The organism is Arthrobacter sp. CC3 (genome assembly GCF_039907775.1).
Classification (GTDB): domain Bacteria; phylum Actinomycetota; class Actinomycetes; order Actinomycetales; family Micrococcaceae; genus Arthrobacter.
On record NZ_JARCCY010000063.1, the window covers coordinates 1 to 19857 of the forward strand.

Below are 19857 nucleotides of genomic sequence, written 5' to 3' on the forward strand. Positions count from 1 at the left end.
CAGGAACGTGGCCAGCGTGACGATAAAGCTGGGCAGCTTGGTCTTCACCAGGATCCAGCCGTTGATGAAACCGATGGTGAGTGACACCACCAGGGCCAGGGCAACACCGACCCAGACGTTGAGCGAGAAGTACCACGCAAACATGGAGGCGGTCAGTGCGGAGCTGATCACTGCAACACCGGTGGAGAGGTCGAACTCGCCGCCGATCATCAGCAGTGACACGCCCACCGCCATGATGCCGATGGTGGAGGATCCGTACAGCACAGTCGCGAACGAGCTCGGCTGGATGAAGGTGGATGAAACCACTGAGAAGAAAACGAACAGGACTATTGCGCCTACCAGGGCGCCGACTTCGGGCCGCCCGAGCAGCTTCTGGAACGGGCTGCGGCGGCCGATCCGCTCATCCGGTGCCAGCGGGGCCGGCTTGGCTAACGTCTGTGTCATGGAAACTCCTTGTTGGTCTGGCTGCGGGAGAACCGATGGCCGGCCCTCCCGCGGCCAGGGATGCCTGCTGGTTAGCGGACGCCCTGCTGGGCGAATTTGAGGACGTCGGCGGCGGAGTCCTTGTCCACAACAGTGGGGCCGGTCAGGACAGGCAGTCCGCCGCCCACTTCGAAGCCGCCACGGTTGAACTGCCACAGCGCATCGATGGAGCCGTATCCCTGCAGCCAGGGCTGCTGGTCCACCGTGAACAGGACCGTTCCGTCCACGATCTTCTGCGCCAGGTCGGCATTCATGTCGAACGACGCCGCCTTCGCGGAGCTGCCGGAGTCGGCGATGGACTTCAGCGCGGTCAGGGTGATGGGGGCGCCGAGGCCGATAATCGCGTCAGCGTCCTTGGTGGCCTGCAGCTTGGCCGTGATGGTGGAGGAAACTTCGGTCATGTCGCGGCCGTTGACATACAGGATCTCGGTGCCGGCTACCTTCGCCTTCACGCCCGCGCAACGCGCTTCCAGGCCCACGTGGCCCTGCTCCTGGATGATGCAGATGGGGTGCTTGAAGTTCAGCGAAGCCAGCTTCTCACCGACTGCCTGTCCGGCGAGCTTTTCGTTTGAGCCGAAGTGGGTGAAGGCTCCGAGCTGCTTGGAAGCGTCTTCACCCGCGTTGAGGCTGACGACGGGGATGCCGGCGTCAGTGGCTTTCTTCAGGGCATCCTTCAAGGCGTCCGGCTTGGCCAGGGTGACCGCGATGCCGTCCACCTTCTGGTCCACGGCCTGTTCGATCAGCTGGGCCTGGCGGCCGCCTTCCGGATCGGAGGTGTAGAGCAGTTCCACGTTGTCCTTCGCGGCGGCTTCCTCAGCGCCCTTGCGGACGATGTCCCAGAAGGTGTCCCCCGCTGCGGCGTGGGTGATCAGGGCGATCTTGATGCGCTCGGTGGTGGCCACCTGGCCGCCGCCTGCGCCGCCACCGCTCTCGGCAGGCTTTCCGCCTGTGCTTGAGCAAGCGCTCAGCGCCATCATCGGCACCACCGCCGCAACGAGAGCCGCCTTGCGCCAGGAAAATTTTGCCACGTTAATCTCCTTTGATCTCAGGTTCCGGGCTGCCACTCTGCAGCCGCCGGAGCACTGTCTACCTAGATCATGGTGATTCAGCTCACTAATGTCAATAGTTTGTCCTGACATTAGGATGTTTTGACGTGAAACGGCGCCCTGAGACACCAAAAAACGCCGGGGATGACGGCTGATGCCGCCATCCCCGGCGCTGCGGTGAGAGCCCTTGATCAGCCCTGGGGGCACGCTCCTCAGCCGTGGAAGCTGGCGGGATGCGGCCCGGTGCGCCCGTCCCGTTCCAGGGCGTCAATGGCTTCCAAATCCTCCACGGTGAGGGTGAACCCGAAGACATCCAGGTTCTCCCGGATCCTGGCGGGGGTCACCGATTTGGGAATGACAACCCTCCCCTGCTGCAGGTGCCAGCGCAGCACAACCTGCGCCGGGCTACGGCCATGCCGTGCTGCGATATCGACGACGGCGGGGTGGTCCAGCACCGCACCCTGCGCCAGCGGGCTCCAGGCCTCGGTGGCAATGCCGTGCGCATCACCGAACGCCTGGACGTCGCGCTGCTGCAGGGCAGGGTGGAGCTCCACCTGGTTGACCGCAGGAACTGTTCCGCCCAGCTCAATCACCCGCTGCAGATGCTCAGGGAGGAAGTTGGAGACTCCGATGGCCCGGACCCTGCCGTCCGCCAGGAGCTGCTCCAGGGCCAGCCACGAGTCGGCGTACCTGCCGGATTCCGGAGCAGGCCAGTGGATCAAATAGAGGTCAAGGTAATCGAGCCCGAGCGTGGCCAGGCTTGCGTCGAACGCGGCAAGGGTGGCCTCGCGGCCGAGGTCGTCAATCCAGAGCTTGGAGGTCACGAACAGCTCCTCGCGGGGGATGCCGGACCCAGCCAGCGCGCGGCCGGTGCCTTCCTCGTTTCCGTAGATGGACGCCGTATCGATGCTTCGGTAGCCGGCGGCAAGGGCGGCGCTGACCGCCGCGGCGGTTTCGTCGTCGGGCACCTGGAAGACGCCGAAGCCGAGCTGCGGCATTTCCACGCCGTTGTTGAGCGTGACGGAGGGTATGGAAGTCATGGTTGCTCCTGTGTTGGTGGGTTTCAAGTCAGCGGGCACCGGCGGGTGCTTCAACAGCGGCGGGTGAGTCGCCACCAGCGGGTGCGGAGACTGCCGCCGTCGTACCGTTGTCGGCGCGCCTGCCGGCCTTGGCGGCGGCGAAAGCCATCACACCGAGCCCGAGGACGGTGATCGCCGCACCGGCCCAGATCGGCGAGGTGTAGCCGAGCCCGGCCGTGATGGTCACGCCGCCGAGCCAGGCGCCAAGGGCGTTCCCGACGTTGAAGGCACCGATATTGGCACCGGACGCCAGGGTGGGGGCGCTGCTGGCGTACTTCATGACGCGCATCTGGAGTCCGGGGACCGTGGCGAATCCGAAGCCGCCCATCAGCACGATGGAGGCAATGGTGAGGGGCTGGTTGCCGGCAGTCAGGGCGAAGGCCACGAGGACCACCACCAGCACCGCAAGGACAACCAGCAGGGTGCGGTCCACATTGCGGTCCGCGGCCTTGCCGCCCACGGTGTTGCCGACGAACAGTCCGACGCCGAAGAGGATGAGGAGCCAGGGCACCGTGGAGGCTGCGAATCCGGAAACTTCGGTGAGGGTGAAGGCGATGTAGGTGAAGGCGCCGAACATGCCGCCGTAACCGAGGATGGTGACCAGGATGGACAGCCAGACCTGGCCGGAGCGGAAGGCGCGCAGCTCGCCCCGGAGGCCGCCGGAGGAGGCTTGGGCAGCCGCGTCGCCGTGGCCGATCGTGGGCACCAGGGTCAGGATGCCGATCAGGGCGAGGACGCCGATGCCCGTGATGGCCCAGAACGTAGAGCGCCAGCCCGCGGCCTGCCCCAGCATGGTGCCGAACGGCACGCCCAGGACGTTGGCGGCCGTGAGTCCGGTGAACATAAAGGCGATGGCACCGGCTTTTTTGGTGGGGGCAACCATGTCAGCGGCCACCACGGCACCGATACCGAAGAACGCACCGTGGGCCAGTGCGGCAACGATCCGGCCGACCATCATCATGGAGTAGCCGGGGGCGATGGCCGAGATCAGGTTGCCGGCAATGAACAGCACCAGCAGGACGGCAAGCATGGGCTTGCGTTCAAAGCGCGTCACTGCCGCGGTGAGCAGCAGGGCGCCGACGACGACAGCGAGGGCGTAGCCGGAGATCAGCCAGCCGGCCGTGGCCTCGCTGACACCGAAGTCGGCAGCAACCTCGGGCAGCAGGCCCATGATCACGAACTCGGTGAGTCCGATCCCGAACCCGCCGAGGGCGAGGGCTAACAGGCCAATAGGCATGGCGAAGCTCCTTCAAAACTGTACGGAATGGGGTAGGGCGCGTAAGCTAGTAGTTGCAGACGCGTTATTTATTGTTGCACAAGCAGATACAGCGCGCAAGCAACTATTATTTGTTGTGTCCCGTTTCACACATCCGCGGGGTACGCCATTCGAAGGGAAGTACACATGGGCATCAAGGACGACGCCGTTGAAGTCCGCGCGCAAGGGTGGCGGACCCTCGCGGCCCTGCACGGACTGATCGAGTCGGAACTGGAACGCTCGCTGCAGGCTGAAGCCCAGCTGTCCATCGTCGAATACACCGTGCTCGATGCCTTGAGCCGGCAGGACGGCTGGCACATGCGCATGCAGCAGCTGGCCCGTGCCACCGCACTGAGCGCCAGCGCCACCACGCGGCTGGTCAACCGGCTCGAGGACCGCGGCCTGCTGACGCGGATCCTGTGCGCGGACGACCGCCGCGGCATCTACACCGAACTGACGGAGAGCGGCATCAAGCTGCTGGACGAGGCACGTCCTGCCCACGACGCCACCCTGGAGCGGGCCCTCGCCGAAGCCCAGGAGATCCCGGAGCTAGCCCCGCTGGTCGACGCCCTGCCCAGGCTGCACGCACACGCCTAGGCAGACAACACAAAAGCCCCGCGCCGCGCCGAAGCGCGCCCGCGGGGCTTTTGCTGTGTGGCCTTGCTTCCGTGCGTGGACTTATTTCACGTCGGCCGGATCCTTGACCGCCGTTTTCTCGGCAGCGGCGTTCTTGAAGTAGTGCTCCAGGTCCTCGAGGCTCTTGTCCTTGGTTTCCGGCACTACCCGTTTCACCCAGACGATGGCCGCCAGCTGGATGGCAACGAAGATGAAGAAGGTGGTCGAAACGCCGATCGAAGCCACCATCTGCGGGAAGAAGAACCCGATCAGGAAGTTGATCATCCACAGCACGAACACGCAGATGCCCATGCCGATGCCGCGGACATGCAGCGGGAAGATTTCGGACATCGTCAGCCACGTCACCGTGCCGATGCAGGACTGCATGGAAGCCAGGAAGGTCACCATGAACAGCAGCACCAGGTAGCCGCGGAGCGTGCCTTCCGGGATCAGCATGGAGATCAGGCCGATCGCGAGCAGCGACGATGCCGTGCCGGCCAGGCCCACGACCAGCATGGACTTGCGGCGCACCTTGGTCATCAGGGACATGCCGATGATGACGGCCACGACGGACGTCACACCGTTGACCACGTTGGCCAGGAGGGCGCCTTGATCACCGAAGCCGGAGCTGGAGAGGATGGAGGTGCCGTAGTACATGATGGCGTTGACGCCGCTGATCTGGTTGATCACCGCCATGCCCAGGCCCACCACGAAGATCCTGCGGATCCATGGCACGGTGAGGTCCCGGAACGTTCCGAGCTTGGACTGGTAGTCCTCGCGGGCCGCCTGCCGCACCTCATCGAATTCGGTGGAGACGTCGGCCGAGGCGCGGGTCTTGCGCAGCACCTCGAGGACCTCGCCGAAGCGTCCGGCGGACGCCAGCCAGCGGGGGCTCTCGGGGAGGAGGAGCATGCCGAACCAGAGGACGACGGCGGGCAGCGTTGCGATGACCAGCATCCAGCGCCACACGTGGGAGGCTTCCGGGAAGGCGTTGCCCAGGACTGCGTTGAAGGTAAACGCCAGGAACTGTCCCGTGACGATCATAAGCTCGTTCTGCGTCACGATCCGGCCGCGCTGGGCGGCCGGCGACATTTCCGCGAGGTACACCGGCACGATCACCGATGCCCCGCCCACGGCCAGGCCCAGGACCGTGCGGGCCAGCACCAGCAGTTCGGTGGTGGGCGCCAGGGAACAGGCGATGGTGGAGAGCGCAAAGATGATCGCCAGCGCCATGATGGTCTTGCGGCGGCCGAACCGGTCGGACAGCCGGCCGGCGGTGATGGCGCCGAACGCCGCGCCGAACAGCAGGGTCGAGGTGACCAGGCCCTCGGTCAGAGGGGTCAGCCCGAGGTCCCGCTGCATGAACGGCAGGGCACCGTTGATGACGCCGGTGTCGTAGCCGAAGAGCAGGCCGCCGAACGTCGAAAACAGGGCCACCCGCCGCATGAATCCCTTGGGATTGGGTGTTGCTGCGGCAGAATCCGCCGGGCCGGCCTGCGGCCGTGCCGAAGTACTGGGAAGTGTATTTTCCGTTTGCTTCATAGGGCGGCCGCTACCGGGCTTTCGCGATGTAGTTGTTCATCGTGTCCAGCTGGTAGCGGGAAACCTCGGCGGCGTTCTCGTCCTCGGCGAACACGCTGGACACCATCACGGTGTCTTCGCGGTCCAGGAAGCCGATCTCCTGCAGGCCGCCGAAGAATTCTTCCCAGTTCACGTCGCCGTCGCCGATCTTCAGGTGCTGGTGGACGCGGACCGCGTTACCGGGCGGGTTGGTGATGTAGCGCAGGCCGTGCGAGGCGTGGTGGTTCATGGTGTCTGCCACGTGGACCAGGCGGAGCTTGTCCCCCGCGGCGCGCATGATGTCCAGGGGTGCGTTCTTCATGTGGAAGCTGTGCGATGCCACGTAGACCAGGCCCACGTTCTTTGAGTTCAGGCCGCGAATGACGCGGATGGCGGCCAGGCCCTCCTCCACAAAGTCATCCGGGTGCGGATCGATCAGCAGGTCGATGCCCTCGCGTTCGATGATGGGCAGCAGCTCTTCCATGGAGCGGTAGAAGGCGCGCTCGGATTCTTCGGCCTTCTCCGGGCGTCCGCTGAACTCGGTGTTGATGGTGCTGACCCCGAGGTCCACGGTGATCTGGATGACGCGCTTCCAGTAACGGACGGCGGCTTCGCGGGCATCCTCGTCCGGACCCGACCAGCGGAGCACCGGCAGGACCGAGGCGATTTCGATCCCCACATCCTTGCAGGCCTTGTTCAGCTGGCCCACCAGTTCGTCGTCGGCCTTCGGGTGGTTGTAGAACGGGATGAAGTCGGCGTGCGGGGTCATCTGCATGTACTTGTAGCCGAGGTCCGCCACCACCCGGGGAAATTCGAGCAGGCCGTGCGAGTGGTGGAACGGCGTTGGATCAAGTGCGATTTTCACGTGGAACACTCCATTGTGGATGAGTCAGGTTGTGCGAGGGACGGGACGGAAAGGGAAGGGAGCCGCGGCTCCCTTCCCTTTCCTCCTAGCTGTAGAGGGCGGGCTTGGCGTTCAGCTTCACGGCGACCTTTTCGCCGTTCTTCTGCGCCTCGACGCCGGCCTCGCAGCATGCTGCGGTGGCGTAGCCGTCCCAGGCGGTGGGGCCGCCGATTTCGCCGCGGAGGGCGGCGTCCACCCAGGACTGGATTTCGACGTCGTAGGCCGCGCCGAAGCGCTCTTCGAAGCCGGGGGTCACGTTGCCGCCCCACCGGCCGGCGCTGCGGGTGTAGGGGCCCTTGTCGCCGCCGATGCTGACGATGCCGTCTTCGAAGGAGGCCTGCGTGGCCACTTCGTAGCCGAACTTGGCGTTGACGTAGATTTCGACGTCGGCCAGGACACCGGACTCGGTTTCCACCAGGACGTGCTGGGGATCGTGCTGGCCGGCCGGAGCGTTCTTCGTGGCCTTGCCCAGACGGACCTGGACGCTGGTGATTTCCTCTCCGGTGAAGTACCGGATGGCGTCGAATTCGTGCACCACCGAGTCGTTGATCAGCATCTCGTTGGTGAAGCCGGCTGGGGTGGTGGGGTTGCGGTGCTGGTGGTGCAGCATCAGCAGTTCGCCGAGTTCCTGGTCGCGGATGACCTGGCCCAGGGCTGCGTATTCGGCGTCGAAGCGGCGCATGAAGCCCACCTGGATGCGCTTGTGGCCCAGCTTTTCCTCGGCCTCGACGATCTTCCATGCCGATTCGGCGTCCGGGGTGAGCGGCTTTTCGCAGAGGATCGGGATGTCCTTGGCGAGGGCCTTCAGCAGGATGTCCTCGTGCAGGAAGCCCGGCGTGGCGATCAGGACGGCGTTGACGTCGCCGTTGTTGAGTGCTTCGTCGGCGTCGGCCAGGGCCACCGCGCCCGGGATGCCTTCGATGGCAGCCTGTGCACGCGCAAGGTCGACGTCGACTACCGCGGCGACTTCAGCGCCGTGGATGCGCTTGCTGAGGCGCTGGATGTGGTCCGCGCCCATGCGGCCGGCGCCGATGACGGCGACGCGAAGGGTTTCAGTCATTGTTCTTTTCCTTACGTTTCGGGTGCCTGGGCGGCGGTTAGTTGACTGCCGTGCGGGAGCCGCAGGACAGCAGGTAGTTGCGGGTGCGCTTGGCGATCGGCATGGGGACGTCGAAGGCCACCGGGTACATGTCCTGCTCCACGATGCCGAAGATGGGCCGGTTCAGTGCCTCCACTGCTTCGATGACGGCGCGCAGGTCGGGCAGCCCGTTCGGCGGCTCGGTCATGACGCCGGCAAGGTTGGCTGCGGCCCAGGTCATGTTTTCCTCGTTGACCTTCTTGAGGATGTCCGGGTTGATCTGCTTCAGGTGCAGGTAGCCGATGCGGTCCGGGTAGTTCTTGATGAGCTCCAAACTGGAGGCCCCGCAGTATTCGGCGTGGCCGGTGTCCAGGCAGAGGTTCAGGTACTTCGAGTCCGTTGCGGCCAGGAGGGTTTCGATGTCCTCCTGGGCTCCGACGTGGGAATCGGCGTGGGAGTGGAACTGCTGCTTGAGGCCGAAGTCCTCCAGCAGGGTCTTGCCCAGCCGGTTGTGCCCGGCGAACAGGTCGCTCCATGCCTTCTCTGTGAGCTGGCCGCTTTCCACGGCTTCACCGGTGACGTCATCGCGCCACATGGCCGGGATGACCACGATGTGTTCCCCGCCCATGGCAGCGGTGAGCTCGGCGACCTTGCGGGCGGGCTCCCAGGCGGATTCCCACTGGTTCAGGCCGCGGTGGAAGGCGGTGAAGACCGTTCCGGCGGTGACCTTCAGGTCGCGGGCCTTAAGCTCCTCGGCCAGCCGGGCGGGGTCGGTAGGCAGGTAGCCGTAGGGGCCGAGTTCGATCCACTTGTAGCCGGATTCGGCCACTTCGTCGAGGAAGCGCTCCCACGGGGTCTGCTTGGGGTCGTCCGGGAACCAGACGCCCCAGGAGTCCGGTGCGGTGCCGATGATCAGTTTGTTCTCAGTCATGACAGCGTTGTCTCTCTGGGTGTTAGTTGGACGGGAAGTTGTAGGAGGCACCCGAGGCGTGGGTGGGCTCCGGCCAGCGTGATGTGACTACCTTGCCACGCGTGTAGAAGGACACGCCTTCCGGGCCGTAGATGTGCTTGTCGCCGAACAGTGAAGCCTTCCAGCCGCCGAAGGAGTGGTAGGCCACCGGGACGGGCAGCGGCACGTTGATGCCGATCATGCCCACGGTCACAGAGCGCTGGAACTTGCGGGCGTTGGCTCCGGAGGAGGTGAAGATGGCGGTGCCGTTGCCGTACGGGTTGGAGTTGATCAGCGCGATGCCGGCGTCCAGGTCCTCGACGCGGACCACGACGAGGACGGGGCCGAAGATTTCCTCGGTGTAGGCGGTCATTTCGGTCTTGACGTGGTCCAGGACCGTGGGGCCCACCCAGAAGCCTTCCTCGTGGCCGGGGACCACCAGGTCGCGGCCATCCACCACCATGGCAGCGCCGGCGGCTTCGGCCTCGGTGACGATCTTGACGATGCGTTCCTTGGAGGCGGGCGTGATGACCGGGCCCATTTCGGCGCCGGGCGCGGTGCCGTTGTTGACCTTGACGGCGAGGGCGCGCTCTTCGACTTTCTTGACCAGCAGTTCGGCGGCATCGCCGACGGCTACGGCGACGGAGATGGCCATGCAGCGCTCCCCGGCGGAACCGAACGCGGCGGCAGCCAGGTGGTCGGCGGCGTTGTCGAGGTCGGCGTCGGGCATCACGATGGCGTGGTTCTTCGCGCCGCCCAGGGCCTGGACGCGCTTGCCGTGCTTGGTGGCGGTCTCGTGGACGTACTGGGCGATCGGGGTGGAGCCGACGAAGGAGATGCCGTCCACGTCCGGGTGGGTCAGCAGGCCCTCAACAGTTTCCTTGTCGCCGTGCAGGACCTGGAAGACGCCGTCGGGCAGGCCGGCCTGCTTCCACAGCTTGGCCAGCAGCATGGAGGCGGAGGGGTCGCGCTCGGAGGGCTTGAGGATGAAGGCGTTGCCGGTGGCGATGGCCATCGGTGCCATCCACAGCGGCACCATGACCGGGAAGTTGAACGGGGTGATGCCGGCGACGACGCCGAGCGGTTCGCGGAAGGAGAACACGTCGATGCCGGTGGAGACCTGGTCCGAGTAGTCGCCCTTGAGCAGCTGCGGGATGCCGCACGCGAACTCGATGACTTCCAGGCCGCGGCCGATCTCGCCCTTCGCGTCGGAGAGCACCTTGCCGTGCTCGGCGGTGATCAGTTCGGCGAGGTCATCCACATGCGCGGCGACGAGTTCGCGGAACTTGAACAGCACCGCGGTGCGCTTGGCCAGGGAGATGTCGCCCCAGGAATCGGCGGCCTTGCGGGCCGCGGCCACGGTGGCGTCCAGGTCCGCCCGGTTGGCCAGACGCAGCTCTGCCGAGACGGCGCCGGTCGCGGGGTTGTAGACGGGCTGGGTGCGGGTGCCTTCGCCGGCGGTTTCGGCCCCGTTGATGAAGTGGTTGATCGTGGTGGTGACGGTCGTCGTTGACATGGTGTGGGACTTCCTTGGTCTGTGGGGAAAGAGGGCTGCGTGTCTGGAAATTCAGCCGAGCAGCTTGCGCTGGCGGTTCTTGTGGTCGGTGTAGGTCTTGAAGGCCTGCTGCGTGGAGTCCAGGTCGGAGACCTGGGAGACGGGAACGTCCCACCATGACTCGGAGCTCGGGGCATCCAGCAGGGGGTCGGATTCGACGTGGATCAGGATGGGTCCGCCGCGCTCCGGTGCGGCCTTCGCATCGCGGATGGCCTGTTCGAGTTCGGCGATGACTTTCTCCCCCGGTTCGATCCGGATCACCTTCACGCCGAGGCTTTCGGCGTTCAGGGCCAGGTCCACCGGGAGCGTTTCGCCTTCGTCGAAGCTGTGCTGTTCCTCGTTCAGGGCGCGGTACTGGGTCCCGAAGCGCTGTGAACCGAGGGATTCCGAAAGGGATCCGATGGAGGCGTAGCCGTGGTTCTGGATCAGGACCACGATCAGCTTGATCCGCTCGGCGACGGCGGTGACCAGTTCGGTGTGCATCATCAGGTAGGAGCCGTCCCCCACCATCACGACGACGTCGCGCTGGGCACCGCCCGCGGCGGCTTCCGCCAGGGCGGCGCGCTTGACGCCCAGGCCGCCGGGGATTTCGTAGCCCATGCAGGAGTAGGCGTATTCCACGTGGTAGCCGAAGGCGTCCCGGACGCGCCACATTTTGTGCAGGTCGCCGGGCAGCGAACCGGCGGCGCAAATGACGACGTCCTGGGCAGCCATGGCCCGGCTGGTGGCTCCGATGATTTCGTTCTGGGCCGGCAGCGGCGTGAACCGGGTGTCGAACGCTTCGTCAACGGTGGCGTCCCAGCGCTTCTTCTCCGCAGCGACCTGCTGTTCAAGGTCGGCGCCGACGCGGTAGCCGCCCAGCGCCTGGTTGAGCTTGATCAGGGCCTTGCGGGCATCGGCCACGATCGGCAGCGTGGTGCCGTGCTTGTAGGCATCGATGGCAGCGACGTTGATGTTGATGAACTTCACGTCCGGGTTCTGGAACGCGGTCCGCGATGCGGTGGTGAAGTCCTCGTAGCGGGTGCCGATCCCGATGATCAGGTCCGCCTCGGCCGCGATGGCATTGGCCGCCGTCGTGCCGGTGGAGCCGATGGCTCCGAGGGAGAACTTGTGGTCCCACGGAAGGACACCGACGCCGGCCTGGGTGTTTCCCACCGGGATGCCGGTGAGTTCGGCGAACTTGGCGAGTTCATCGTTGGCGAAGGCGTAGAGGACGCCGCCGCCGGCGATGATCAGCGGGCGCTTCGCGGCGCGGATCGCAACGGCAGCCCGGCGGATGTCCTCGTCGTCGGCGTCGGGGCGGCGGATGCGCCATTCGCGTTCGGCCAGGAACTCCTCGGGCACGTCAAAGGCTTCGGCCTGGACGTCCTGCGGCAGCGAGATGGTGACGGCGCCGGTTTCGGCCGGATCCGTCAGGACGCGGAGGCCGTGGTGGAACGCGGAGAACAGCTGTTCGGGCCGGTTGACCCGGTCGAAGAACTTGGACAGCGGCCGGAAGGCGTCGTTGACCGTGATGTCGTAGGCGTAGGGCTGTTCAAGCTGCTGCAGGACCGGGTCCGCGGCGCGGGTGGCGAAGGTGTCGCTGGGCAGCAGCAGCACCGGCAGGCGGTTGGTGGTGGCCAGGGCCGCGCCGGTCAGCAGGTTCGAGGAGCCGGGCCCGATCGAGGTGCTGATGGCGAACGTCTGGCGGCGGCGGGTGTGGCGGGCGTAGCCCACGGCCTGGTGGGACTGCGCCTGCTCGTTGCGGCCCTGGTAGTACGGCATGATCGTCGGGTCGGCAGCCTGGTACTGCTTGAGGGCCTGGCCGACGCCGGCAACGTTGCCATGGCCAAAGATGCCGAACGTTCCGGGGATCAGGCGCTCCCGGTAGTCCAGCCCGCCGACGGAATCAACGGTGTACTGCTTGGAAAGGTACTCCACCACGGCCTGGGCCACGGTCATTCGACGGGTTCCGGCGGCGTTGCCAGTTCTGATCCCCATGGGAATTACTCCGATACTTCTGCGGTGTGGGCTGATGCGGTCTGGTGCAGGAGGGAGGCGGCGGTGGCCACGGCGCCGGCAACATCGCCGTCCTGCGGGTACAGGAGGGTCCGGCCGACCGTGAGGCCCTGCACGCCGGGGAGGGCCAGGGCGGCTTCCCAGGTGGCGAACACTTCGTCCTGGGTGCCTTCCGGGTCTCCGCCCAGCAGCACGGTGGGCATGGTGGTGGCGGCCATCACGCGCTCCATCTCGGCCACCACGGGGAGTTTCATCCAGGTGTAGGCACTGGTGGAGCCGAGGCCTTCAGCGATGGCGATGGATTTGATGACGGCGTTGGTGGAGAGGTCGTTGCGGACCTTGCCGTTTTCGCGGACGGACAGGAAAGGCTCCACCATGGCGATCAGCTTGCGTTCGGCGAGGGAGTCGATGGCCTTGGCTGTCGCTTCCAGCAGGGCCACGGTGTCGGTGTCGCCGAGGCAGATGCGGGTGAGCATCTTGCCGCCGTCGGCCCCGAGCGCTTCCAGTGCGGCGGCGGTGTGGCCGGTGAAGCGGTCATCGAATTCGTTGACCAGGCCGGAGAGCCCGCCGCGGTTCATCGATCCGAAGAGCAGCTTGCCGTCGAGTGCGCCCAACAGCAGCAGGTCGTCCATGATGTCCGGGGAGGCCAGCACGCCGTCCACGTCCGGGTTTGCCAGTGCGATCTGCAGCCGGTCCAGCAACTGGCGGCGGTCCGCCATGGCCACGGGATCATTGCCGACGGCGAGGGCCCCGCGGGCCGGGTGGTCCGCCGCGACGATGAAGTTCTGCCGGCCGTACTTGAGGCCGGGGTGCCGGCGCCGGGCCTTGGCGGCCCGGGCCACAGCCTCCGGGTCCTCCAAGCGGATGGTGCTCAGGTGGGCGTAGCGGCGGGGATCGTCGTCGAGGGCATTGTTCGAGGCGATGGGTGTGAGGGTCACAGTGCTGCTCCTTCAGTGGCGAACTGACCGGGAACCAGGCGGCCGCGCTCGGCCAGCAGTGAGGTGACCTCTTCCGGCGTCGGCATGGCGTCGGCGCAGGAGAGGCGGGAGGCGACGATCGCGCCGGCGGCGTTCGCGTAGTCGAGGACTTCGGCGAGGCTCCAGCCGGACAGCAGTCCGTGGCAGAACGCTCCGCCGAACGAGTCACCGGCACCAAGGCCGTTGACGGTCTCCACCGGAACGGGGGCGGACACTACGCGCTCGGTGCGGGTCTTGGCCATCACGCCTTCGGGGCCGAGCTTGACGACGGCGATTTCGACGCCGGCAGCCAGGAGCCGGTCGGCCTGCTCGTCCGGGGTGCCCTCACCCACAGCCACGGCGCATTCCTTGTCGTTGCCGATCGCCACCGTGACATGCGGCAGGATCCTGGCGACCTGGGCCCGGGCTTCCTCTTCCGACGCCCAGAACATGGGGCGGTAGTCCAGGTCCAGGATGGTGTACTGACCGATCCTCAGCTTGTCCCGGTCCCGCGCTTCGTGGGCTTTGATGTGCGCTTCGCGGCTGGGCTCCTGGCACAGGCCGGTGACGGTGGACCAGAAGATCCCGGCGTCCCGGATGGCGTCAAGGTCCAGCTCGTCGGCCTTGATCTGCAGGTCCGGTGCCGTGGGGAAGCGTCCGTAGAAGTAGAGCGGGAACTCGTCCGTGGCCGGCTTGATCGCGCAGAATGTCACCGCGGTGGGCCATTCCTTCACCGGTGCAACGAACGTGTCATCAACACCAAATTTGTGGAGTTCCCGGTGCAGGTACTTTCCGAAGGCGTCATCGCCGGTGCGGGTGATCACTCCGGTCCGGCGGCCGTGCCGGGCGGCTGCGACAGCCACGTTGGAAGGTGATCCACCGAGGTACTTTCCAAAGGACGTGACGTCCTCCAGATCAACCCCGATGTCATTCGGGTAGATATCAACGCTGATGCGCCCGATCGTGAGCAGTTCGTGGGTCACGGTAATCGCGGACCTTTCTGGTTTGAACTCTGTACCTCTGAACAGATAGAGCTCCGGTTCCTGGCGGACCCCCGTGAGCGGGGCCACAACCACTACTTTGCCCTAGAATTATTGTCCTGTCAAAGGTTTGTACTGACATATTTACAACTTGGCATAGCGCGGTGAAATGGCAGCCTCCGGGCCGCACATCACGGCCTGAAGTGCGGCGATTATTTGCGCGGAACGGCCAGTTCGCCGGTGACATACTGGGCCCGCCCGAAGCCGAAAGACCAGTCACCGGCAGTGTTCTCCACGTACCCGATGAACACGTCTTCACCGGCCACACCCAGCTCCGCCAGCCTCCCGGCGATGGCCGCAAAGAGGGACTGCTTCGCATCCTGGCTCCGGCCGCCCTGGGTAAAAATCTGGATCATCACCACATCCGGGGTGCGCTCAAAGCCGAGTCCGGCATCCTGGGCGAAGATCTGCCCGCGGGGGTGTTCGGTGAGGACGTGGAAATAGTCGCGCTCCGGAATCCCGTACTCGGCCAGGATCGCATCGTGGATTCCCCGGCTGAGGAGGCGCAGATCCTCGGGGCTGCGCCCCTGGTTCACATCAATTCGTACCAGCGGCACACTAGCTCCTTCAGTAGTTTGTCCTGACATACTAACAAAGTACATCCGCGAAGGACAAGGCCCGTCGGAAATGACCCCTTGCCACGGATCACGTTCCAGGCGTAGCTTTAAACAACCAAAAGGTTGATAAAGCAATTGATTGATTACAGGTTCACTGTTTTGACAACTGGCAACGGACGGGGTGATTGGCAGGCCATGGAAACCGGCGACGACGAACTGCTCGACGCAGCCTTCCTGGCCCTGGCCGACCCGGTCCGCCGCCGCATCATCTCCCGGCTCAGCCGGGGCCCGGCCACCGTAAACGAACTGGCGGAACCCTTCGCGATCACCAAGCAGGCGGTCTCGAAGCACATCCAGGTCCTCGAGCAGGCACAGCTGGTCACCCGCACGCGTGACGCCCAGCGCCGGCCCGTCCACCTGAACCCCGCACGGCTGGAGGCGCTCACCGCATGGATCGACCAGTACCGGCTGGTCCGCGAGGGGCAGTTCCGCAGCCTTGATGCCGTGCTCCAAGCAAACGCCGCTCCACGCGGCACTCAGGCAAAGGATTCGTGATGAGCAATTCCTTGAAACTCTCCGTTCCGGAGGGGCAGCCCTTCATCGAGTACGAGCGGGAGTTCGATTTCCCGGTTGCGGATGTCTTCCGCGCCCACAAGGAGCCGGAGCTGATCGCCCAGTGGCTGGGCCCCCGCGGACTCCGGATGGACATCGACCACTACGATTTCCGGACCGGCGGAAGCTACCTCTACACGCATACGGCACCAGACGGCCAGAGCTACGGCTTTAGCGGCATCTTCCACACCGTCCGGGACAATGAGTTCGCCGTCCAGACCTTCGAATTCGACGGTTATCCGGACGTGGTCAGCATCGAGTACCTCACCTTCGAGGACCTGGGCGGCGGCCGGTGCCGCCTGACAGGGCACTCCGTCTACCCCAGCCAGGAGGCCCGCGACGGCATGGCGCAGTCCGGCATGGAAGGCGGCATGACGGAGGGCTACGAGCGGCTCGACGAGCTCCTCAGCGGCGCGGCCACCGGCACGTCCAGCACGGGCCAGCCGGAGGCAGGAAAGGTGACGGCATGAGCAACGCGCTGAAGCTCGTGGCCCCGGAGAACGTGCCGTTTGTGGACTCCGAGCGCGAGTTCGATTACCCGGCGGCAGCGGTCTTCCGCGCCCACTCCGATGCGGAGGTCTTCCGGCAGTGGATCGGACCGCGGGAATTGAGCACGAGGATCGACGTCTTCGACTGCCGCCCGGGCGGAACATACCGCTTCGTGCAGGAGGGGCGGGACGGCCGCCAGCACGCGTTCCGCGGCGTCTTCCATACGGTCCGCGAGAACGCCTTCGTGCTGCAGACCTTTGAGTATGAGGGCTACCCGGACACCGTGACCCTGGAATTCGCAACATTCCAGGATCTGCCGGGCGGACGCTCCCGGCTCACCGGCCGCTCCGTGTATCCCAGCGTCGAGGCCCGCGAGAGGTTCCTTGCCGACGGCATGGAATCCGGCATCGCCGCCGGCTACGACCATCTGGACGAGCTGCTCGGCCGGTCCCCCGCCGGGTCCGCCGCTTAAGCCGCTTAAAAGAAAAGTACGACGGCGTCCGGTCACCTTCCAAGGGGAAGGCGGCCGGACGCCGTCGTACTCTAAAACATTCCTGCGAGCAGGGGGCGTGACCTAGAGGGTCGCGAAGACCTCGCGCAGGAGCTTGGCGGTCTCGGACGGCGTCTTGCCGACCTTGACGCCCGCAGCCTCAAGGGCTTCCTTCTTGGCCTGTGCGGTGCCCGCGGAGCCGGAGACGATGGCGCCTGCGTGGCCCATGGTCTTGCCTTCCGGAGCGGTGAAGCCTGCCACGTAGCCGACAACCGGCTTGGTGACGTGAGCCTTGATGTAGTCAGCGGCACGCTCTTCGGCGTCGCCGCCGATCTCGCCGATCATCACGATCGCCTTGGTCTCGGGGTCGGCTTCGAAGGCTTCCAGCGCGTCGATGTGCGTGGTGCCGATGATGGGGTCGCCGCCGATGCCGATGGCGGTGGAGAAGCCCAGGTCGCGCAGCTCGTACATCATCTGGTAGGTCAAGGTACCGGACTTGGAGACCAGGCCGATGGGGCCCTTGCCCGTGATGTTTGCCGGGGTGATGCCTACGAGGGCCTCACCCGGGGTGATGATGCCGGGGCAGTTCGGTCCGATGATGCGGGTGATCTGCTTGCCGTTGGCATCAACCGTTGCCTGCGCCAGCGCCCAGAACTCGGCGGAGTCCTGTACCGGCACGCCTTCGGTGATGACGACGACCAGGCCGATGCCGGCCTCGATGGCTTCAACGACGGCGTCCTTGGTGAATGCCGGCGGGACGAAGACGATGGAGACGTCGGCGCCGGTCTCGGCCATGGCTTCCTTGACGGTGCCGAAAACGGTGATTTCGTTATCGCCGTGCAGGACCGTGGTGCCGGCCTTGCGGGCGTTGACGCCGCCAACAACGTTGGTGCCGGCCTTGAGCATCAGGGCGGTGTGCTTGGTACCTTCGCCGCCGGTGATGCCCTGGACGATGACCTTGGAGTCCTTGTTCAGATAGATAGACATGGTGCGTCCCTTTACTTAGCTGCGTTGGCGAGCTCGGCGGCCTTGTCGGCGCCCTCGTCCATGGTGGCGGCCAGGGTAACCAGCGGGTGGTTGGCCTCGGCCAGGATGCGGCGGCCTTCCTCGACGTTGTTTCCGTCGAGGCGGACGACCAGCGGCTTGTTCGCGGAGTGGCCCAGCTCGGCCAGTGCTCCGACGATGCCCTTGGCCACGGCGTCGCAGGCGGTGATTCCGCCGAAGACGTTGACGAACACGGACTTGACCTGCTCGTCGCCCAGGATGACGTCCAGGCCGGCTGCCATGACCTCGGCGGAGGCTCCGCCGCCGATGTCCAGGAAGTTGGCCGGCTTGACGTTGCCGTGGTTTTCACCGGCGTAGGCAACGACGTCCAGGGTGGACATGACCAGGCCGGCGCCGTTGCCGATGATGCCGACTTCGCCGTCCAGCTTGACGTAGTTCAGGTCCTGCGCCTTGGCCTTGGCCTCGAGCGGGTCAGCAGCGTCCTTGTCTTCCAGGAGTGCGTGCTTGGCGTGCCGGAAATCGGCGTTTTCGTCCAGGGTCACCTTGCCGTCAAGGGCAACGATGTCGCCGGCGCCGGTCTTGACCAGCGGGTTGACCTCCACCAGGGTGGCGTCTTCCTTCTTGAAAACGTCCCAGAGCTTCAGGATGACGTCGGCGACTTTGCCGCGCAGTTCCTCAGCGAAGCCGGCAGCGGCAACGATTTCGTCGGCCTTGGCCTGGTCGATGCCCACTGCGGGATCGATGGCGACCTTGGCCAGGGCGTCGGGGCGTTCGACGGCGAGCTGTTCGATTTCCATGCCGCCTTCTACCGAGCACATGGCCAGGTAGTTGCGGTTGGCCCGGTCCAGGAGGACGGAGAAGTAGTATTCCTCGGCGATGTCCGCGCCCTGGGCAATCATGACCTTGTTGACCGTGTGGCCCTTGATGTCCATGCCCAGGATGTTGGTGGAGTGCTCCAGCGCCTCATCGGCGGTCTTAGCGACCTTAACGCCGCCGGCCTTGCCGCGGCCACCGACCTTAACCTGTGCCTTGACGACAGTTACGCCGCCGATCTTCTCGGCAGCTGCCTTTGCTTCTTCAGGGGTGTGCGCCACGATGCCAGCAAGCACGGGTACACCGTGCGCCTCGAACATATCGCGCGCCTGATATTCAAACAGGTCCACGGTTTAGTGTCCTTCTACGTCGAAGTAGTTTCTGTACAGCCGGACCCCACGTAATCGTGGTTACCGGGCTGCGGAATAAACGCACCCTGCGACAGGTTAGGAAACGAGCCACACGGCGCAATGCTCCTCTCGGAACTCTAGTCCTTTCTTCGGACCGGCCCGTTCCAGACTACCTGTTATGTGAGTAAGGACACTATTCTATGGAGCGTAGAAAAACCCCTAGATTACGGGGATTTTGGCGCCCCTGACGGCGTTGCGGAGGGGTCCGCGCCCGCTCCGGAAACTAGTTCGTAATGGTCCCGCGAAATGAAGAAAGCAACGCCGGCCGAGACGTTTCCGCAGGCCACACCGTCGTTGTAGGCCGAGCAGCGCAGGCCGTTCCGCTCAAGGTTCTGTCCGTCCGCCAGGACGGGGAGCTGGGAGATGGAGCCGGCTTTGGTGCCCTTGGGCCCGAATTCCGCTTCCATCCGGGTTACACCGGAGCGGCATTCCCCGTACGTCGCCTTGTCCGGGGTGAGCAGCGCGGCGCCGCCGAGGTAGCCCAGGCCGGTGCCGGCACAGTCGTCGGTCACGTCGGCGGCTTCGGGTTTGGGGTAGACGGCGAGTTCGCAGTGCGCCACCGGTACGATGGCCAGCTTGTTGTTGGCGGCGTCGCTGTAGGCGTTCTGCTCGTACGGCAGGTTGATGTGCTCGCCGCGTTGCGACGTGAGCGAACAGACGGCGCTGTGATCGGCAGTGACGAAGCTCAGCACTCCTTCCCCTGCGGAGAACGGGGCGGCGTCCGCCACCGGGGCCTGCTTGAGCTGTTCCAGCGCGGAAAGCGGCGGCGGCGGGACGTAGTCCGGGTCCTCCCGGGTGATGGTGCACGCAGTGCAGGCCAGCAGGATGAGGGCGGCCAGGATCCCCGGTACAGTCCGTCGCATGGCCTCCATTATGCCGTCACCGGCTAGTGTCCTGCGTCTGAAATTCGCTTCGTAATTATAGAATGGGGTATGGCGAACGTTGGACGGCCGAAGGCCCCTC

General features: G+C 65.4%; 19 protein-coding genes and 1 pseudogene. 4 read left to right on the top strand and 16 right to left on the bottom strand.

Going from position 1 to position 19857, the window contains the following annotated elements:
• From PV761_RS22495 to PV761_RS22510, 4 genes and pseudogenes are all read right to left on the bottom strand, one after another.
• A pseudogene (locus PV761_RS22495) lies at positions 1 to 444 on the bottom strand (ABC transporter permease); the annotation flags it as partial.
• A 71-nt stretch (positions 445 to 515) separates the two neighbouring features.
• A complete protein-coding gene (locus PV761_RS22500) occupies positions 516 to 1511 on the bottom strand; it encodes a substrate-binding domain-containing protein (protein WP_028271273.1) in 996 nt (331 codons plus the stop codon).
• 230 nt (positions 1512 to 1741) lie between these two features.
• Complete coding sequence (locus PV761_RS22505; protein WP_347899794.1) at positions 1742 to 2569, bottom strand: aldo/keto reductase; 828 nt, start codon at positions 2567 to 2569, stop codon at positions 1742 to 1744.
• Positions 2570 to 2597: 28 nt separating this feature from the next.
• Positions 2598 to 3845, bottom strand: a complete 1248-nt coding sequence (locus PV761_RS22510; protein ID WP_347899795.1) for an MFS transporter — start codon at positions 3843 to 3845, stop codon at positions 2598 to 2600.
• Positions 3846 to 4010: 165 nt separating this feature from the next.
• Here PV761_RS22510 and PV761_RS22515 point away from each other — a divergent pair, with 165 nt between their 5' ends.
• Positions 4011 to 4460 (top strand): MarR family transcriptional regulator, encoded by a 450-nt coding sequence (locus PV761_RS22515; RefSeq protein ID WP_347899796.1) that lies wholly within the window; start codon positions 4011 to 4013, stop codon positions 4458 to 4460.
• 81 nt (positions 4461 to 4541) lie between these two features.
• On the opposite strand, the gene PV761_RS22520 is transcribed toward PV761_RS22515, so the two are convergent.
• The 9 genes from PV761_RS22520 to PV761_RS22560 all read right to left on the bottom strand — a co-directional run bounded on the left by PV761_RS22520 (position 4542) and on the right by PV761_RS22560 (position 15075).
• Entirely contained in the window at positions 4542 to 6020 is a 1479-nt protein-coding gene (locus PV761_RS22520) for a sugar porter family MFS transporter (RefSeq protein WP_347899797.1), read from the bottom strand.
• A 10-nt stretch (positions 6021 to 6030) separates the two neighbouring features.
• Positions 6031 to 6903 carry a sugar phosphate isomerase/epimerase gene (locus tag PV761_RS22525; RefSeq protein WP_028271278.1) on the bottom strand — a complete coding sequence of 291 codons (873 nt, stop codon included), beginning with the start codon at positions 6901 to 6903 and terminating at the stop codon, positions 6031 to 6033.
• An 85-nt stretch (positions 6904 to 6988) separates the two neighbouring features.
• Positions 6989 to 8002, bottom strand: coding sequence for a Gfo/Idh/MocA family oxidoreductase (locus PV761_RS22530; protein ID WP_347899798.1), 1014 nt, complete (start codon positions 8000 to 8002; stop codon positions 6989 to 6991).
• Positions 8003 to 8039: 37 nt separating this feature from the next.
• Positions 8040 to 8951 carry a sugar phosphate isomerase/epimerase gene (locus PV761_RS22535; RefSeq protein WP_028271280.1) on the bottom strand — a complete coding sequence of 304 codons (912 nt, stop codon included), beginning with the start codon at positions 8949 to 8951 and terminating at the stop codon, positions 8040 to 8042.
• A gap of 22 nt (positions 8952 to 8973) precedes the next feature.
• Positions 8974 to 10485 (bottom strand): CoA-acylating methylmalonate-semialdehyde dehydrogenase, encoded by a 1512-nt coding sequence (locus PV761_RS22540; protein WP_347899799.1) that lies wholly within the window; start codon positions 10483 to 10485, stop codon positions 8974 to 8976.
• A 51-nt stretch (positions 10486 to 10536) separates the two neighbouring features.
• The gene (gene iolD / locus PV761_RS22545; RefSeq protein WP_347899805.1) at positions 10537 to 12465 is read right to left on the bottom strand and encodes a 3D-(3,5/4)-trihydroxycyclohexane-1,2-dione acylhydrolase (decyclizing); all 1929 of its coding nucleotides are present in this window, start codon (positions 12463 to 12465) and stop codon (positions 10537 to 10539) included.
• 44 nt (positions 12466 to 12509) lie between these two features.
• Complete coding sequence (locus PV761_RS22550) at positions 12510 to 13460, bottom strand: deoxyribose-phosphate aldolase (protein ID WP_347899800.1); 951 nt, start codon at positions 13458 to 13460, stop codon at positions 12510 to 12512.
• On the bottom strand, positions 13457 to 14461 hold the full coding sequence (iolC, locus tag PV761_RS22555) for a 5-dehydro-2-deoxygluconokinase (RefSeq protein ID WP_028271284.1): 1005 nt from the start codon (positions 14459 to 14461) through the stop codon (positions 13457 to 13459). Before iolC ends, PV761_RS22550 begins: the two co-directional genes overlap by 4 nt.
• 209 nt (positions 14462 to 14670) lie before the next feature.
• Positions 14671 to 15075 carry a tautomerase family protein gene (locus tag PV761_RS22560; protein ID WP_347899801.1) on the bottom strand — a complete coding sequence of 135 codons (405 nt, stop codon included), beginning with the start codon at positions 15073 to 15075 and terminating at the stop codon, positions 14671 to 14673.
• Between the two features lie 195 nt (positions 15076 to 15270).
• Between PV761_RS22560 and PV761_RS22565 the strand changes: the two genes are divergently transcribed.
• The 3 genes from PV761_RS22565 to PV761_RS22575 are packed head-to-tail and all read left to right on the top strand — an operon-like array spanning position 15271 to position 16648.
• Entirely contained in the window at positions 15271 to 15630 is a 360-nt protein-coding gene (locus PV761_RS22565; RefSeq protein ID WP_347899806.1) for a helix-turn-helix domain-containing protein, read from the top strand.
• On the top strand, positions 15630 to 16157 hold the full coding sequence (locus PV761_RS22570; RefSeq protein WP_347899802.1) for an SRPBCC family protein: 528 nt from the start codon (positions 15630 to 15632) through the stop codon (positions 16155 to 16157). The genes PV761_RS22565 and PV761_RS22570 overlap by 1 nt, the downstream gene beginning before the upstream one ends.
• A complete protein-coding gene (locus PV761_RS22575) occupies positions 16154 to 16648 on the top strand; it encodes an SRPBCC family protein (RefSeq protein WP_347899803.1) in 495 nt (164 codons plus the stop codon). The genes PV761_RS22570 and PV761_RS22575 overlap by 4 nt, the downstream gene beginning before the upstream one ends.
• A 102-nt stretch (positions 16649 to 16750) precedes the next feature.
• On the opposite strand, the gene sucD is transcribed toward PV761_RS22575, so the two are convergent.
• From sucD to PV761_RS22590, 3 genes are all read right to left on the bottom strand, one after another.
• The gene (gene sucD / locus PV761_RS22580) at positions 16751 to 17653 is read right to left on the bottom strand and encodes a succinate--CoA ligase subunit alpha (RefSeq protein WP_028271288.1); all 903 of its coding nucleotides are present in this window, start codon (positions 17651 to 17653) and stop codon (positions 16751 to 16753) included.
• Between the two features lie 11 nt (positions 17654 to 17664).
• Positions 17665 to 18834, bottom strand: coding sequence for an ADP-forming succinate--CoA ligase subunit beta (sucC, locus tag PV761_RS22585; protein ID WP_011690680.1), 1170 nt, complete (start codon positions 18832 to 18834; stop codon positions 17665 to 17667).
• A gap of 224 nt (positions 18835 to 19058) precedes the next feature.
• Positions 19059 to 19766: a hypothetical protein gene (locus PV761_RS22590; protein ID WP_347899804.1), complete on the bottom strand. Its 708-nt coding sequence runs from the start codon at positions 19764 to 19766 to the stop codon at positions 19059 to 19061.
• Positions 19767 to 19857 lie beyond the last annotated feature (91 nt).

Coding starts and splice junctions, on each gene's coding strand:
- PV761_RS22540 (WP_347899799.1), bottom strand. CDS start 10,485: ATGTCAACGACGACCGTCACCACCACGATCAACCACTTCATCAACGGG.
- PV761_RS22515 (WP_347899796.1), top strand. CDS start 4,011: ATGGGCATCAAGGACGACGCCGTTGAAGTCCGCGCGCAAGGGTGGCGG.
- PV761_RS22590 (WP_347899804.1), bottom strand. CDS start 19,766: ATGGAGGCCATGCGACGGACTGTACCGGGGATCCTGGCCGCCCTCATC.
- PV761_RS22505 (WP_347899794.1), bottom strand. CDS start 2,569: ATGACTTCCATACCCTCCGTCACGCTCAACAACGGCGTGGAAATGCCG.
- PV761_RS22575 (WP_347899803.1), top strand. CDS start 16,154: ATGAGCAACGCGCTGAAGCTCGTGGCCCCGGAGAACGTGCCGTTTGTG.
- sucD (WP_028271288.1), bottom strand. CDS start 17,653: ATGTCTATCTATCTGAACAAGGACTCCAAGGTCATCGTCCAGGGCATC.
- PV761_RS22565 (WP_347899806.1), top strand. CDS start 15,271: ATGGAAACCGGCGACGACGAACTGCTCGACGCAGCCTTCCTGGCCCTG.
- PV761_RS22510 (WP_347899795.1), bottom strand. CDS start 3,845: ATGCCTATTGGCCTGTTAGCCCTCGCCCTCGGCGGGTTCGGGATCGGA.
- iolD (WP_347899805.1), bottom strand. CDS start 12,465: ATGACCGTGGCCCAGGCCGTGGTGGAGTACCTTTCCAAGCAGTACACC.
- PV761_RS22520 (WP_347899797.1), bottom strand. CDS start 6,020: ATGAAGCAAACGGAAAATACACTTCCCAGTACTTCGGCACGGCCGCAG.
- PV761_RS22530 (WP_347899798.1), bottom strand. CDS start 8,002: ATGACTGAAACCCTTCGCGTCGCCGTCATCGGCGCCGGCCGCATGGGC.
- PV761_RS22570 (WP_347899802.1), top strand. CDS start 15,630: ATGAGCAATTCCTTGAAACTCTCCGTTCCGGAGGGGCAGCCCTTCATC.
- PV761_RS22535 (WP_028271280.1), bottom strand. CDS start 8,951: ATGACTGAGAACAAACTGATCATCGGCACCGCACCGGACTCCTGGGGC.